This is a genomic window from Nitrosospira briensis (assembly GCF_900115125.1).
In the GTDB taxonomy this organism is placed as follows: Bacteria; Pseudomonadota; Gammaproteobacteria; order Burkholderiales; family Nitrosomonadaceae; genus Nitrosospira; species Nitrosospira briensis_A.
The window spans coordinates 38,781-53,523 of sequence record NZ_FOVJ01000008.1; the positions used below are offsets into that span (position 1 = coordinate 38,781).

The following is a 14,743-nucleotide window of genomic DNA, read 5'->3' on the forward strand; positions in this document are numbered from 1 at the left end:
AGTGCTGTTGCGCGCATTCTGGCTGTTGTTGCTGATTGGCGTTAATTCAGCTCACGCCGGGGTTTTCGACGACCAGGAGGCGCGCAGGCAGATTGCGGCGCAACAGGCGCTGATAGGAGATGTGCGCAATCAGGGGCAGGCGCTGGAAACCCGTGTCATTAAGCTCGAAGAAACGCTCAGTGCTCAACCGCTGCTGGACCTTCACTCTCAAATCCAGACCCTGAGGCTTGACCTGAACAGGTTGCAGGGTCAGATCGAAGTGCTGGTAAATGAAAACGAGTTGACACAGAAGCGGCAAAAGGATTTCTACATCGACCTGGATACACGGTTGCGGCGGATAGAGCAGCCTGACGAACAGGGTGCTTCCCAGCCCGCCAAGCCGGAATCGGACGGGCCGGAAGCCGGCGCTGCGGAATCCGGAGCATCGTCCGGTACCCTCGCCCCCACCGCTCAAGAACCGGGCGCAGCGGCCGGTTCTGCTATGGCTGCAGTGTCCCCCGCAAGCGCGCCTGCTGGGCCTAACGGCGCTAACCTCGCCGATAGTAGCGAGAGCCGCGTCTATGAAGCCGGCTTTACCCTATTCAAGGCGGGCAGGTATAACGATGCAATTTCCCATTTCAACAAATTTATCAAAGACTATCCCGATTCAAATCTCACACCCAGCGCTCAATACTGGATCGGCAATTCCCATTACGCCCTGCGGGATTTCAAGAATGCCATCAGCGCGCAGGAAAAACTGATCGGTGCTTTCCCGGATAGCGCCAAGGCGCCTGACGCCATGCTCAACATTGCCAGCAGCCAGCAGGAAATGAACAGGAAACCTGCCGCCAGGAAAACCTTGCAAGGCATCATCGCCAAATATCCCGGCAGCGACGCGGCTGAAAAAGCCAAGCAGCGTCTGGCCAATGTAAGGTAGCCTTCGTAGCGGGACATCTCCCCTCGTCGGCTTACACATCCAGGATATGGTTCAAACCTTATCTCCATTTCCATCCCCAATTATGCGGCCCTCTGAAGCCGGGTATTTGCGCGTCAGCGAGATCTTCTTTTCCCTGCAGGGGGAAACCAGTCGCGTAGGGCTGCCGACCGTGTTTGTCCGTCTAACTGGTTGCCCATTGCGCTGCGGTTACTGCGATACTGAATATGCTTTCCAGGGAGGGGATCGGATATCGATCGTCGACATTCTGACGAAGGTTGCTTCCTACGGAACCCGCTATGTCACGGTGACCGGCGGCGAACCTCTTGCACAGAAGGAATGCCTCGCCTTGCTCAGCCTATTGTGCGAGGCGCACTATTCGGTATCCCTTGAAACCAGCGGCGCCCTGGACGTATCCGCGGTAGACCCATGCGTATCGAAGATTCTGGATATCAAAACACCCGGTTCGGGCGAAGCGGAAAGGAATCGCTGGTCCAATCTCGATTGTCTTACATCTCAAGATGAAGTGAAGTTTGTGCTGTGCGATGAAACCGACTACTTGTGGGCGGTCGAAGTGCTGCGTGAGCGGCGGCTGGATCGCATCTGCCCGGTTTTATTTTCGCCGGTTTACGGCAAACTCGACCCTGCGGCGCTGGCTGCATGGGTGTTACGGGATCATCTCCCCGTGAGAGTGCAGGTCCAGTTACATAAACTATTGTGGGGTGAGGGGCCAGGACGGTGAATGCCATGAGTTTTTTCACCTGAATTCATGGAAAAGGCGGTCGTACTGTTATCGGGCGGACTGGATTCCGCCACCACCCTTGCCATTGCCTGCAACAGAGGATACGAGTGTCATGCCTTCAGCGTCGATTACGGCCAGCGCCACCGGTCCGAACTTGAAGCGGCGAAAAAACTGGCCCGTTCACTTGGCGCAAGTGACCATAAGACGATTCACATTGATCTGTCCGCGTTCGGTGGATCAGCTCTTGTCGACAAGTTCAGCCCCGTCCCCGCCGGGGGAACCGATACTGGCATTCCTGTCACTTACGTACCGGCTCGCAATACCATCATGTTGTCCCTCGCGCTGGCATGGGCTGAGGTACTCAAAAGCCGCGACATCTTTATTGGGGTGAACGCTGTGGACTACTCCGGGTATCCGGATTGCCGTCCCGAGTACATCGCGGCATTCGAGCAAATGGCAAACCTTGCCACCAAAGCCGCGATTGAAGGCGCCAGGCTACGTATCCATGCGCCACTGATGGAGATGTCCAAGGCACAAATCATACGGCAGGGAGTCGTGCTCGGCCTCGATTACAGCTTGACGGTATCGTGTTATCAGGCGGATGAAGCTGGACGGGCTTGCGGGGTATGCGATTCGTGCCGAATACGCCGAGCGGGATTCGAATCCGCGGATGTTCCCGATGTGACGCGTTATCGATCCTGGGTTCGGCTATGATTGTCCCTTGGAGCTGTCAAACGTAACCATGTAACCACCCGATTGAAGTTGCAAAGGCTGACCCAATGATCAACTATCAGCTGGGAAGCGTATTCGACTTATCGTCATGGCATGATTCCCTGGCTTACTCCTGAATCTCCTTTCCCCCCATTGCACACCGCATGCGTCGAGCCTAACGGCCTGCTTGCTGTTGGCGGCGATCTTTCGCCGCGGCGGCTGATAGAGGCCTACCGCTCCGGAATTTTTCCCTGGTTCAACGAGGGCGAGCCGGTGCTATGGTGGAGTCCGGATCCGCGCATGGTGCTGTTTCCCGGCGAACTTAAAATATCCCGGTCACTGGGAAAATCCCTGAAGAAAGGCAATTACGAGATTCGCATCGACAGCGCCTTCGATCAGGTCATGCGAGGATGCGCCACTCCCCGTAAAGAGCGACCTGGCACGTGGATCCATGAAGAGATGGTATCCGCCTACACTGCGTTACATGACATGGGGATGGCTCACTCCGTTGAAACCTGGATAGAGGGCGAACTGGTGGGCGGGTTGTACGGTGTTGCTCAGGGAAAGATGTTTTATGGGGAATCCATGTTTTCGCGTGTTCCCGATGCGTCCAAGATTGCATTGGTACATTTGGTAAGACAGCTTGAGCGCAGGGGTTTCAAAATGATTGACTGCCAGATGAAAACAGCTCATCTCGCTTCCCTGGGGGCGCGGGAATTGCCGCGTAAGGAATTTAGTCAAAGACTGAAAGAATTGGTAAACTACCCCGAACGAGTCGAAAAATGGTGTTTCGATCATGAGTCGATTGAATGACGTTCCTTCGTCAGCGCTACAGTTCTACACTACCGCTTCTTATCCGTGCAGCTACTTGCCGGAGCAACTGGCGCGGTCTCAGGTGGCGACCCCCAGTCATCTGATCGATACCAATATCTATGGTGAGCTGGTACAGGCGGGTTTTCGCCGTAGCGGCGCCTTCACCTATCGTCCCTACTGCGACAACTGCCGTGCATGCATGCCAGTCCGGATCGTGGTGGATGAATTGATTCTCAGGCGCGCTCAGCGCCGCTCCTGGAAGCGCCACCAGAATCTGGTTGCAACGCAACACGACCTGTATTATCACCCGGATCACTATTCGCTCTACCTGCGCTATCAGGCGCAACGCCACAGCGGCGGCGGGATGGACCGCGATAGCCGGGAGCAATACCGTCACTTCCTGTTGCCAAGCAATGTCAATTCCCGTCTTGTGGAGTTTCACGAAGACGGCCGGCTGCGCATGAACAGCATCATTGACGAACTACCTGACGGCATATCGTCTGTATACACTTTTTTCGATCCGGATGTGCCCGGGGCCAGCTTCGGCACTTACAATATCCTATGGCAAGTGGAATTGTGCCGGGCGTTGAGACTGCCTTATCTTTACCTGGGCTACTGGATCAAGGAAAGCCAGAAAATGGCCTACAAAGCCGGTTTCAGGCCGTTGCAGGGCCTGGTTGATGGGCGGTGGGAACAGCTGAGCAACATCTAGCGGCCTTCAACCTCGTCCTGTCGGGCAATGAGGGGCCACGAGGTCCCTCGCTTCAACGTTCAGTTTGTTGCTGAGCTGTCCGTATTGCGGCCGCCCGTTTATCCAGAGGTTCCGCTTTTTCCGCATGACCGATATCCCGGTAAAGCTGTGCCAGATTTTCCAGACTGGTCGCCACATGCGGATGATTCCGGCCAAGCGCTTTTTCTGAAATCACCAGGGCCCGTTTGAAAAGGGGCTCAGCATGCGGATACTTGCCCTGGTCTTTATATAATCCCGCCAGGTTATTCAAACTCAAGGCTACGGCCGGGTGGTCCGGACCCAGCGCTTTTTTGGAAATCGCGAATACACGTTTATAGAGCGGCTCTGCTTTTGCGTACTGTTTTTGCGCGCTGTAGAGCAAGGCAAGATTGTTCAGGCTCACAGCCACATTTGGATGGTTGGGACCCAGCGTTTTTTCCAGTATCGCCAATGCCCGCTGGAGGAGCGGTTCAGCGTCTGCATACTGTTCCTGTGCCTGATATAGCTGAGCCAGGTTATTCAAGCTTATGGCCACATCGGGGTGATCTTCACCAAGCACCTTCTCGTCAATTGCCAGCGCGCGCCTATGAAGGGGTTCGGCCTGCGCATAATCCCCTTGCTTTCCGTAAAGCATCGCAAGATTGTTCAATGTGGCAGCCACCTCGGTAGATTCTGCGCCGGTCGACTTTTCAAAAATCGCCCGGGCGCGTTTGAGAAGCGGCTCAGCCTGTGTATATTTACCTTGGGCGTTATACAGCAGCGCAAGACTATTCAGGCTGCTGGCAATGTCGGAGTGATTCGGTTCCAGCGTTTGTTCCGCTGTTTGCAACGCTTGCCTTGCGACCACCGTTGCGCCTTTATAGTCCCCCTGTTGATAGAGGGATTCCAGTTCCTGATTGAGGGCTTCCCACTTGGTCAGGGCGTGAGCGAAACCGCAAAACGTCATGAGAGCCAAAACCAGGGCATAGTAGGACAACTTCATGAATACTCCTATCGACGGTCAAATATTGATGACAGCGAATTGTTCATAATTATCAACAAATCCTTCATTATGCCAAAAATAAACCTCGAGCGAGCAATATCGATTCGCCCAGGAAATACCATGAATCCTGTCTTTCCGGACTTGCCCCCGAATCCAGTCCCGGGGCAGCCACTGTATGTTTTGAACGTCGCTGGATATGGGCTTCCCTGGTGTGACGTTTATGCTGCTTGCCTGCCAATCAATAACACGGCGACCCGCTGCGACTCGCGGTTTCCTTGTCAGGCGCTGCTGGTTGGCAGCAAGTTGCTTTCCTGAAGACCATTACATTTTCGAATGTTAAAATGGAGTCATGCTTTATTCCTTACTCCGGCCGTTGCTATTCGGCCTTGCGCCCGAAACAGCTCACGGAGTCACGTTCACTGCGATTGAAAAAGCGTATCGGCTCGGTCTGCTTGGCAAGGGTTCGGTATCGTGCCGGCCTCGCAATGTCATGGGGGTGAGTTTTCCCAACCCCGTGGGTATGGCCGCCGGGCTGGACAAGAATGGCGAGCATATCAACGCGCTCGCAGCGCTCGGCTTTGGTTTTATCGAAATCGGTACGGTAACACCCCGTCCCCAGCCGGGTAATCCAAAACCGCGGCTGTTTCGTATTCCTGAGGCAAGGGCCATCGTCAACCGCATGGGCTTCAACAATCAGGGCATAGACGAACTGGTGGCGAACGTCCGGCATGCGAACTATCACGGTATACTCGGCATCAACATCGGAAAGAACTTCGATACGCCCGTGGAAAAAGCCATTGATGATTACCTGATTTGTCTGCAAAAAGCGTATCGCCACGCCGACTACATTACTGTCAATATTTCTTCGCCCAATACGCCCAACCTTCGTCAGTTGCAGAATGCCGGGGAACTGGATCGCCTGTTGGGCGCGCTGAAGCTCAACCAGCAAAAACTGGCCGATGAACACGGAAAATACACGCCTCTCGCTGTAAAGATCGCCCCCGATCTGGAGCCGAAGCAGATCGACTCCATCGCGGCGCTGTTGATGAAACACAGGATTGACGGTGTTATCGCCACCAATACCACGCTCTCAAGGGTGGGCGTGGAAACACTGCCCCACGCGGCCGAGGCGGGCGGGTTAAGTGGAGCCCCGCTCACTCAGCGCGCCACTGCCGTTATTCGCCACCTCGGTAATATGCTGCAAGGAGCGCTACCCATCATTGGGGTGGGCGGAATCATGTGCGCAGCGGACGCAAAGGAGAAAATCGAGGCTGGAGCAAGCCTGGTACAGATATACAGCGGCCTGATTTACCGCGGGCCTCGCCTCGTACGCGAGATTGCGCAAGCTTTATGCGTATCCGGTGAGTCGCATTTGTCTGGCGAAGTTTGAAATGAATGAAGATTTGCTGGTAGCGGAAATCGACGCAATTCTGCCTCAAACCCAATGCCGCCGATGCGGATTCTCCGGTTGCCTGCCTTATGCAAAAGCCATTGCGGAAGGGCATGCGGAAATAAACCAGTGCCCTCCCGGCGGGGAAGAAGGCATTCTTGCGCTGGCCCGATTGCTGGGAGTGAGCCCGGTACCTCTCAATACCGCCCACGGTGTCCCCAAGCCTGAAGCAGTGGCGTTGATCGATGAACAGCTCTGCATAGGTTGTACCTTGTGCAGTCAGGCTTGTCCTGTGGACGCCATTGTGGGCGCCGCCAGGCAGATGCATACGGTGATCGCAGCGGATTGCACAGGCTGCGAACTATGTATCGAACCGTGCCCGGTAGACTGTATCAGCATGATTCCGCCGCGGCATGAGGCCGCAGGTCTGGGGGATAAGCCCCCTGCCTGGACGGGTAGCCACGTGGCGCACGGGGACGAAAAGAAGGCAGCCGACCGCGCACGTGAACGTTACCAGTTCCGGTTGCAGAGGCTCGAGCGTGAAAAACAGGATCGTGAAAAAAGGCTGGCGCGGAAAGCTGGAACAATGACGACAAATGTCTCGTCCGCCGCAGCCGCGAATCTAAAAAAAGTAACCATCCAGGCCGCGCTGGAGCGGGCACGAGCCGCTCAGGCCAAGGTATCGAAGAAAAACAACGATGCCAGCCCATTGCCGGACACTTCTCATCCCTGATTCATGAATTCAACCATACGCCGCGAGATTTTTACACGCTTCAGGTCTGCTAATCCTCACCCCACTACGGAACTGGAATACAAATCACCCTTTGAGTTGCTGATAGCGGTAGTGCTCTCGGCTCAGGCCACCGACAAGAGCGTGAACCTCGCAACCCGGAATTTATTTCCCAAGGCGAATACGCCCGAGAAAATGCTTGAGCTGGGAGAAACAGGATTGCGGGAAGCCATCAAGAGCATAGGCTTATATAAAACCAAGGCAAGGAATATACTGGCAACCTGCAACATGCTAATAGAGCAGCATGGTGGAAGCGTGCCGCGAACCCGGGAACAATTGGAGAAACTTCCGGGCGTGGGACGCAAGACAGCCAATGTGGTGTTGAATACTGCATACGGCGAACCCACGATGGCAGTGGATACCCACATTTTTCGCGTTGCAAACCGTACCGGAATCGCTCGCGGAAAAACGGTGCTGGAGGTGGAGCTCAAACTCCTGAAATGCATACCAGGAGAATTTCGCCACGATGCCCATCACTGGCTGATTTTACACGGGCGTTATGTCTGCGTGGCAAGGAAGCCGAAATGCGCCATATGCCTTATCAACGACTTGTGCGAGTATGAGGAAAAGAATCTTTGAGGGAAAAATACAGGAAAGCATCAGGAACGGCTGTTTTTTCATGTCTTTGCATTGGCACGATAAATGTTTAACCCATCCCGAGAAGAGGCGCGCCAGTTCTTCTTCGACACGTGGCGCAAATACCGGCAGCGGGAAATGCTCTCCGCGATGGAAAACATGGCGCTTGAGGTCATTTTGCTTCATCCGGAATACCACGCCATGCTCGACGATGCGGAGCGACATCAGACCAGGGACTATCTGCCCGAAATGGGCGATACCAACCCTTTTTTGCATATGAGCATGCATATCGCCATCAAGGAGCAGCTTTCCATAGACCAGCCTCCCGGCATTCGGCAAAGATTTGAATGCCTGCTGAAGAGCACCGGCGATGAGCATGACGCCATGCATCAAGTCATGGAATGCCTGGCCGAGATGATCTGGCAGGCGCAACGCAATCAGACGGGATATGATGCCTCGGTTTACTTTGAGTGTCTGGATCGGCGTAAAGCCTGATTTGTAGTCAGCCTGGCGAATCAGGCATGAAACGAGAGAACGCCGGCATCGGTGGCTTCGAAGCGTTGCTGGCTCGGCTATTCGCCGTATGTAGTCAGTTGCGCGCCTGTCGGCGCGATGATAGTGGCAAGGAGGCGTGCTGGAACCGTCTGACTAGGATTCTCCATATACGAGTGTACGGTTCCGGGCGGCTCGCTCCAGCTTTGGCCGGCGCGATACTCGATTATTTCGCCCCTGTTCAGCTGTGAACGAACGATACCGTCAAGAACATAAACGAAGACGATGCCCGCGTGACGATGACTGCCGGTTTTGGCTTCAGGCGCCAGGTTCACGACAAACGCCGTCAGGGTCTGCGCTGGATCATCTGGAAGAGCTTGTGATGCGACGGACGCAAGCGTCACGCCCGTCGAGTTGCTCGAATTCCTGTTGGGCAGGTCGGTTGCACAAGCAATGCCCCCGGCACTCAAGAGAACACCCGCGAGGAATAAGGTAACGGAACGCGCCTTCGGTCCCTTTGAATAGAGATGCAAATACCTGATCACCGGTAGTCTCTTGCGGATACAAGCACGGTAAGGCGGGACCGGGAGCGCCGGAGATGCAGCGGGCACCTTTGGACGTCCATGTCCTGTCCCGCAAATCTGCGTCGCGCTGGGCCGAGCTTATTCAGAGCTTCCTGGATCAATATTTTGTTTTCAGACCGGATTGGCTGGCGTAATAGGCCGACACATCCTCAATGTCTTCCTTGCTCAAGGCGGCGGCCATGCCTGCCATGATGGGGTCCTTGCGAACGCCCGACTTATACTCATTCAGGGATTTCATCAGATAACTTGCATGCTGCCCGGCCAGCTTTGGAAAAGCGGGAGCGGGACTATTACCGTCGGGACCATGGCACGCAGCACAAACCTCGGCCGCTTTTTTCTTGCCAGCTTCTATATTAGCCGCCATCCCCTGGCTGGAAATAAGCAGCATTGCGCCGCTCGCCGCGGCAATAACAAATTTTTTCATGAGGCTTTCCTTGCGTAATGGGGTGGTTATTTTCCGCTGGATTGGGCGTAATAGGCAGCCAGGTCTTCCATATCCTGCTGGGACAGCGTGTCGGCTATGGCCTTCATGGTGGGATGGTTGCGGGTGTCGTTTTTATATCCCTCCAGCGCTTTGACCAGGTATTCAGCGTGTTGACCGCCCAGTCTCGGGACGTTATATACTGTCGGATAAGACGTCCGGTATCCTTCTATTCCGTGACAACCAATGCACATGGTATTCTTTTTCTTCCCCTCGGCCGGATCACCGGCTGCCTGAGCGGTGCCGGCTAATGCCAGAAGCATACCGCACGCAAATAAAAAACTCACTGTTGCTGGTGGTTTCATTATTAGTGCCCTCTTTTTACAAAAAGAGCGACTCTAAACGATGTGCCATTTCTGGTCAATGAATAAAAGATCAGGAGGTGAGGAACTTATCGTCATATCTTCTGTCCTGTCGACGCACGCTTTATTTCCAGTTCTTCCCATCGAGCCAGATAATCCATAAGTTCCTGTTCGATTAAACCAAAACGTTCCTGCAGGACTTTAGCGTTTTCCGGGAAATCACGATAAATATCAGGGGAACCCAGCTGGTGGGTGATGGCAGCCTGCTCCTCCTCCAGAACCTTGATCTTTCCCGGCAGCTCGTCCAGTTCACGGACTTCCTTATAACCCAACTTGGCGCGAACGGGCGAATCAGGCGCCTTTATGGGAGTCGTCTGCTGAGGTTTGGCCACCTGCTGCCTTGCCGCCGACGTCAGGTAACTCTTTGCCCGCACCCAATCCTCATAGCCTCCGACATATTCCTTCAGCATGCCTTCGCCTTCGAATGCGATAACCTGGGTAACCACGTTGTCGAGAAATTCCCGGTCATGGCTCACCAGAAACAATGTGCCGGCATAGTTTTGAAGCAATGCCTCCAGCAGTTCCAGGGTTTCAATATCCAGGTCGTTGGTTGGTTCATCGAGAACCAGTACGTTGGCTGGGCGAGTGAACAAGCGCGCCAGCAGCAGCCGGTTACGCTCGCCGCCGGAAAGCGACTTTACCGGGGAGCGCGCGCGTTGTGGCGAAAACAGGAAATCTTCCAGATAACTGATGACATGCTTTCTTGCGCCGCCGATATCGACAAAATCGGCGCCTTGACTGATCGTATCTATGAGCGTCGCTTCCTCATCGAGTTGTTCGCGCATCTGGTCAAAATAGGCCACCTCGAGTTTCGTGCCCAGCCGCACGTTTCCGGTATCCGGCGGTAGCTCGCCCAGTATCAGCTTCAGCAACGTGGACTTTCCCGCGCCGTTGGGTCCCAGCAATCCCACGCGGTCGCCCCTCATGATCCGGCAGGAAAAGTCCTTGATGACAACTTTGTCTCCATAGCTTTTGCCGACGTGTTCCAGCTCGGCCACCATCCGTCCCGATTTTGCGCCTTCGTCCACGTTGAGGCTAACTGTGCCAGGCCTCTCACGACGGGAGGCACGCTCGATCCGTAACGCTTCCAGACGCCTTACCCGGCCCTCGTTGCGGGTGCAGCGCGCTTGAATTCCCTTCCGTATCCAGATCTCCTCCTGCGCCAGCGCCTTGTCAAACTTTTGATTGTGGACAGCCTCAATTTCCAGCATTTCCATTTTCTTTCGCTGGTATTCGTTAAAATCACCGGGAAAGCTCGTCAAATTTCCTCGGTCAAGTTCGATTATCCGGGTCGCTACATTGCCCAGAAAGCGACGGTCATGGGTGACGAACAGTACGCTTCCGGCAAAATCCTTGAGTAGTCCTTCCAGCCATTCAATGGAATGAAAGTCCAGATGGTTCGTCGGCTCATCCAATAGCAGGACGTCGGGTGACACCACCAGCGCGCGCGCCAGCGCAACGCGTTTTTTCTGCCCCCCCGAAAGTTGTCCCACCAGAGCCTCCGCGGAAAGATCAAGCTTGTCGATGGCAGTTTCCACTTTGGCCTGGATGCGCCATCCATCCTGCGCTTCCAGCTGGGCTTGCAAATCCTCGAGGCGCGCCAGGAGAGCTTCGGTGTCGCTCGCACCATCACTCAGGAGATGAGACGTCTCATGGTAAAGGAGCAGCACATTACTGACGACGCCCAAGCCCTTCGATACTTCCTGGAATACCGTGAGGGCCGAGTCCAGTTCCGGCTCCTGCGGCACGTAAGCCAGCCGCAAACCGGGAGTGCGCCACAGCCTGCCATCATCCGGCCGTGTTTCCCCCGCAAGAATACGCAGCAAGCTCGACTTGCCGCCGCCATTCCTGCCGATCAGAGCGATGCGCTCCGCGGAATCAAGCTGCAAATCCACGTGGTTGAGCAGCGTATGATGGCCGAAGGCGAGGCAGGCGTTTTCGAGAGTGAGAAGAGGCATGGTTGCGAAAGTGCGTTTAGCAAGATTGACGAGGGGCGCAATTCTGCCATGGCTGGCAGGGCTTGGCAAAGAATCTGGAGTGTGATTTCGATATCACCCGCACAGACCCTGCATCAGAACGACAACGTCAGAAGGCGGGCGGTATTCCCGGCCACCCACGTCTCAGTGGCCTGGCGCGTGCCAGCGCATGGGATGAATCGCACCAGCCGTCGCAAGCGTTTCGTCCGCGCCGGCCTCGCCATACATTCAGCAATCCTTTGCATTTAGCGTAAAGATGGAAAAATTGCAGTATCTTGCGGCGCTCCAGTGCATCCGGACAATAGTCGCCACAGACAAGCTTGTCGTCTATGAGACCGCCATCGGTCATTGTTACGGCACCCCACGCCTTGGCCCGTATCCTCGTGCCAAACGGCAACCGCGGGCCGAGCACCAGCGCGTCCAGCAGATCGCCGTCAAGGCCGAGGTAGTCCGGCACCGAGCCATAATTGAAGGGGCATGGCAGGGGTGAGATAAAATCGACTCTACCCGTGGATCCGCGCTTGAGAAAACTTCCCCGGGGAACTTCCACTATGATCTCCACCACCAGAGGCTCGGATGATTCCTGCCGCCCGACGCATCGGCTGCTGTAGTGGGTATCGTTCAACGTCTCATGCCATAAGGAATCTTTAAGCAATCTTCGATAAGCGCGATCCTTCCAAAAACCCGGCCAGGGCTCCAAATAGACATTGCCGGTTTTTCCAGGCCCCCTTTCAATCCTGCCGCATTACTGCTCGGCCCCACCGCTATTTTTTTCGACCAGCAACGTATACAACCTGCGGCTGTCGGCGCGCAATACCGTAAACAGGAAAGCGCCCACGGCTACCGATTCGCCCCGTTTGGGCAAGCGGCCGAATTCATGGAGCACCAGCCCCCCCATCGTGTCGTATTCCACGTCGCTTAATTCCGCACCAAGCCTTTCATTAAAATCCGCGATTTCAGTGACAGCCTTGACGCGGTAATGACCGTTCGAATCCTGCACGATGTTGTCTTCGGCCTCATCGAAATCGTGTTCATCCTCGATTTCGCCGACTATTTGCTCCAGCACGTCTTCAATGGTCACCAACCCCGCCACGCCACCATATTCATCCACTACGATAGCGATGTGATTGCGGTTGCTTCGAAAGTCCTTGAGCAGTACGTTGAGCCGCTTCGATTCGGGAATGAATACGACGGGCCGCAGCATGTCGCGGACATCAAATTCCTCCTCTCCCGCATAAAAACGCAACAGATCCTTCGCCAATAATATGCCGATCACATTATTTTTATCATTTTCGGTTACCGGGAAGCGCGAGTGCGCCGTTTCGATAACCTGCGGAATGAACTTGTCGGGCGTTTCGCTGATGTCGATAACGCTCATCTGCGAGCGCGGCACCATGATGTCGCGTGCCTGCATTTCGGACACTTGTATTACCCCTTCAATCATGCTCAGGGCATCCGAATCGAACAGGTTGCGCTCAAAGGCGGAATGCAATAATGCGATCAGTTGCTCGCGATCGCCAGGTTCACGCAAGAGCAACGCTCTGACGCGCTCAAGCCAGCCAGGATTGGGAGGGTCATCCATATGTGGTTGACGTAGGCATGTAAAAATCAAATCAACTTGTAATAATTAAAAGGGAGGCAGCGGCGCTGATAAAACACGATTTTTCCATGTTCACTGCGATTCCGTGGCGGTCTGATGCTGGTCATATGGGTTTTGGTACCCCAGCCTGCCCAGGATTTCGATCTCCAGTTGCTCCATTACCGCTGCATCCGCGTCGTTTTCATGATCATGGCCCTGTAGATGCAGGACGCCATGCACGGTGAGATGCGCGTAATGCGCAGGCAGGTTTTTGTGCTGCTGAGTGGCTTCATTTTCTATCACCGGCGCGCACAGCACGATATCGCCCGTTAATGGCGGGGCATCGTCAACCGCAGGCCGAGTACCGGGCTGAATCTCGGGCTGAGCATCAGCGTAAACAAAGGTCAGGACGTTGGTAGCGTAATCCCTGCCGCGAAAGTCCCGATTTAGCTTCCGGCCCTCTGCTTCATCAACGATGCGGAGAACAATTTCTGCATCCCGCATCAGAGCAGCGTTGACCCATTTGCGAAATGCCGGTCGCGCCGGTATTCCCGTTATACGAGTAGCGTATTGCATCGTCAATTTCAACCGCGATCGCTTCCTCTCCCCGGCCCGAACGCTTCCCGGGGAATTGGAAGGGCTACTCTTTCTTTCCATATTTTTCGTAGGCATTGACAATTCTTTGCACCAGCGGGTGACGTACTACATCCTCTGCATCGAAATGGGTGAATGCGATGCCACGCACTTTTTCCAGAACCTGTTTAGCTTCAACCAGGCCGCTTTTCTGATGCTTTGCCAGATCAATTTGAGTAATATCGCCGGTCACCACAGCCTTGGAACCGAAGCCGATACGAGTGAGGAACATTTTCATCTGTTCCGGCGTGGTGTTTTGTGCTTCGTCGAGAATGATAAAAGACTGGTTCAAGGTGCGTCCACGCATGAAAGCCAGCGGCGCAACCTCAATTGCGCTTCGCTCAAACTGCTTGCTGGTTTTGTCAAACCCCATTAGATCGTAAAGCGCATCGTAGAGAGGGCGTAAATAAGGGTCCACTTTCTGAACCATGTCACCCGGGAGAAAACCCAGACGCTCCCCGGCTTCCACGGCCGGGCGCACCAGCACGATGCGAGCTACGATATCCCGCTCCAGCGCATCCACTGCGCTTGCCACGGCAAGGTAAGTCTTGCCCGTACCCGCCGGCCCGATGGAAAATGTGATGTCATGCATCTGGATTTGCTGCAGATATTCGATCTGGCGTGGGGTGCGGCCCCGCAGATCGCTACGCCGGGTAAGCAGCGCAGGCTCGACTATTTCGCCATCTGCAGGGAAGTGCTTTTTCGAATGATGTGGATTCATCGCTTCGATCAAGCCCAACTGGATCTGCTCGATACTCAGATGATGTTGCGCCTGATCGTAAAAATTCCGCAATGCTTCTACTGCAAGTAAAGTCTGGGCTGATTTGCCGTGCACGCTGAAATGTTCCCCTCGGCGTGCGATGGTGACATCAAGTACGGTTTCAATCTGCCTGAGATTCTCGTCCAGCACACCGCACAGATTGGCAAGGCGCTGGTTATCGACTGGGGAAAAAGAGATTTCTACGGGTTTGGGATTCAAAGGCGCGGTG

The 14,743-nt window shown here is 54.8% G+C and carries 18 protein-coding genes; 9 read left to right on the forward strand and 9 right to left on the reverse strand.

The genetic code is table 11. The features are described from left to right. The first annotated feature begins 1 nt into the window (after position 1). The 5 genes from ybgF to BMZ14_RS12985 all read left to right on the forward strand — a co-directional run bounded on the left by ybgF (position 2) and on the right by BMZ14_RS12985 (position 3,891). Positions 2–916, forward strand: a complete 915-nt coding sequence (gene ybgF, locus BMZ14_RS12965) for a tol-pal system protein YbgF (protein ID WP_074798278.1) — start codon at positions 2–4, stop codon at positions 914–916. Between the two features lie 82 nt (positions 917–998). Continuing rightward, positions 999–1,655, forward strand: coding sequence for a 7-carboxy-7-deazaguanine synthase QueE (queE, locus tag BMZ14_RS12970; protein WP_074798280.1), 657 nt, complete (start codon positions 999–1,001; stop codon positions 1,653–1,655). A gap of 27 nt (positions 1,656–1,682) precedes the next feature. Next, positions 1,683–2,369 carry a 7-cyano-7-deazaguanine synthase QueC gene (queC, locus tag BMZ14_RS12975; RefSeq protein ID WP_074798282.1) on the forward strand — a complete coding sequence of 229 codons (687 nt, stop codon included), beginning with the start codon at positions 1,683–1,685 and terminating at the stop codon, positions 2,367–2,369. A gap of 111 nt (positions 2,370–2,480) precedes the next feature. Next, positions 2,481–3,179, forward strand: coding sequence for a leucyl/phenylalanyl-tRNA--protein transferase (gene aat, locus BMZ14_RS12980; protein ID WP_074798284.1), 699 nt, complete (start codon positions 2,481–2,483; stop codon positions 3,177–3,179). Next, complete coding sequence (locus BMZ14_RS12985) at positions 3,163–3,891, forward strand: arginyltransferase (RefSeq protein WP_074798286.1); 729 nt, start codon at positions 3,163–3,165, stop codon at positions 3,889–3,891. Before aat ends, BMZ14_RS12985 begins: the two co-directional genes overlap by 17 nt. A 52-nt stretch (positions 3,892–3,943) precedes the next feature. Here BMZ14_RS12985 and BMZ14_RS12990 read toward each other — a convergent pair whose 3' ends face one another. After that, positions 3,944–4,891, reverse strand: coding sequence for a tetratricopeptide repeat protein (locus BMZ14_RS12990; RefSeq protein ID WP_074798288.1), 948 nt, complete (start codon positions 4,889–4,891; stop codon positions 3,944–3,946). A gap of 349 nt (positions 4,892–5,240) precedes the next feature. Between BMZ14_RS12990 and BMZ14_RS13000 the strand changes: the two genes are divergently transcribed. From BMZ14_RS13000 to BMZ14_RS13015, 4 genes are all read left to right on the forward strand, one after another. Further along, positions 5,241–6,281: a quinone-dependent dihydroorotate dehydrogenase gene (locus BMZ14_RS13000; RefSeq protein WP_074798293.1), complete on the forward strand. Its 1,041-nt coding sequence runs from the start codon at positions 5,241–5,243 to the stop codon at positions 6,279–6,281. Position 6,282: 1 nt separating this feature from the next. Continuing rightward, complete coding sequence (rsxB, locus tag BMZ14_RS13005; protein ID WP_074798294.1) at positions 6,283–7,014, forward strand: electron transport complex subunit RsxB; 732 nt, start codon at positions 6,283–6,285, stop codon at positions 7,012–7,014. A 3-nt stretch (positions 7,015–7,017) separates the two neighbouring features. Further along, positions 7,018–7,650 carry an endonuclease III gene (nth, locus tag BMZ14_RS13010; protein ID WP_074798295.1) on the forward strand — a complete coding sequence of 211 codons (633 nt, stop codon included), beginning with the start codon at positions 7,018–7,020 and terminating at the stop codon, positions 7,648–7,650. A gap of 63 nt (positions 7,651–7,713) precedes the next feature. Further along, complete coding sequence (locus BMZ14_RS13015; RefSeq protein ID WP_074798297.1) at positions 7,714–8,142, forward strand: DUF1841 family protein; 429 nt, start codon at positions 7,714–7,716, stop codon at positions 8,140–8,142. A gap of 77 nt (positions 8,143–8,219) precedes the next feature. On the opposite strand, the gene BMZ14_RS13020 is transcribed toward BMZ14_RS13015, so the two are convergent. The 8 genes from BMZ14_RS13020 to BMZ14_RS13055 all read right to left on the reverse strand — a co-directional run bounded on the left by BMZ14_RS13020 (position 8,220) and on the right by BMZ14_RS13055 (position 14,733). Then, positions 8,220–8,684: a cupin domain-containing protein gene (locus BMZ14_RS13020; RefSeq protein ID WP_177186988.1), complete on the reverse strand. Its 465-nt coding sequence runs from the start codon at positions 8,682–8,684 to the stop codon at positions 8,220–8,222. A gap of 136 nt (positions 8,685–8,820) precedes the next feature. Continuing rightward, a complete protein-coding gene (locus BMZ14_RS13025; RefSeq protein ID WP_074798299.1) occupies positions 8,821–9,147 on the reverse strand; it encodes a c-type cytochrome in 327 nt (108 codons plus the stop codon). A 26-nt stretch (positions 9,148–9,173) separates the two neighbouring features. Next, complete coding sequence (locus BMZ14_RS13030) at positions 9,174–9,509, reverse strand: c-type cytochrome (protein WP_074798301.1); 336 nt, start codon at positions 9,507–9,509, stop codon at positions 9,174–9,176. A 92-nt stretch (positions 9,510–9,601) separates the two neighbouring features. Continuing rightward, positions 9,602–11,524 carry an ATP-binding cassette domain-containing protein gene (locus BMZ14_RS13035; protein ID WP_074798406.1) on the reverse strand — a complete coding sequence of 641 codons (1,923 nt, stop codon included), beginning with the start codon at positions 11,522–11,524 and terminating at the stop codon, positions 9,602–9,604. A 127-nt stretch (positions 11,525–11,651) separates the two neighbouring features. Next, positions 11,652–12,197, reverse strand: a complete 546-nt coding sequence (locus tag BMZ14_RS13040) for an inorganic diphosphatase (RefSeq protein ID WP_218145039.1) — start codon at positions 12,195–12,197, stop codon at positions 11,652–11,654. Positions 12,198–12,287: 90 nt separating this feature from the next. Beyond that, the gene (locus BMZ14_RS13045) at positions 12,288–13,124 is read right to left on the reverse strand and encodes an HlyC/CorC family transporter (protein WP_074798302.1); all 837 of its coding nucleotides are present in this window, start codon (positions 13,122–13,124) and stop codon (positions 12,288–12,290) included. Between the two features lie 90 nt (positions 13,125–13,214). Next, on the reverse strand, positions 13,215–13,697 hold the full coding sequence (gene ybeY / locus BMZ14_RS13050; RefSeq protein ID WP_256208625.1) for an rRNA maturation RNase YbeY: 483 nt from the start codon (positions 13,695–13,697) through the stop codon (positions 13,215–13,217). A 64-nt stretch (positions 13,698–13,761) separates the two neighbouring features. Further along, positions 13,762–14,733, reverse strand: a complete 972-nt coding sequence (locus BMZ14_RS13055) for a PhoH family protein (RefSeq protein WP_074798306.1) — start codon at positions 14,731–14,733, stop codon at positions 13,762–13,764. Positions 14,734–14,743 lie beyond the last annotated feature (10 nt).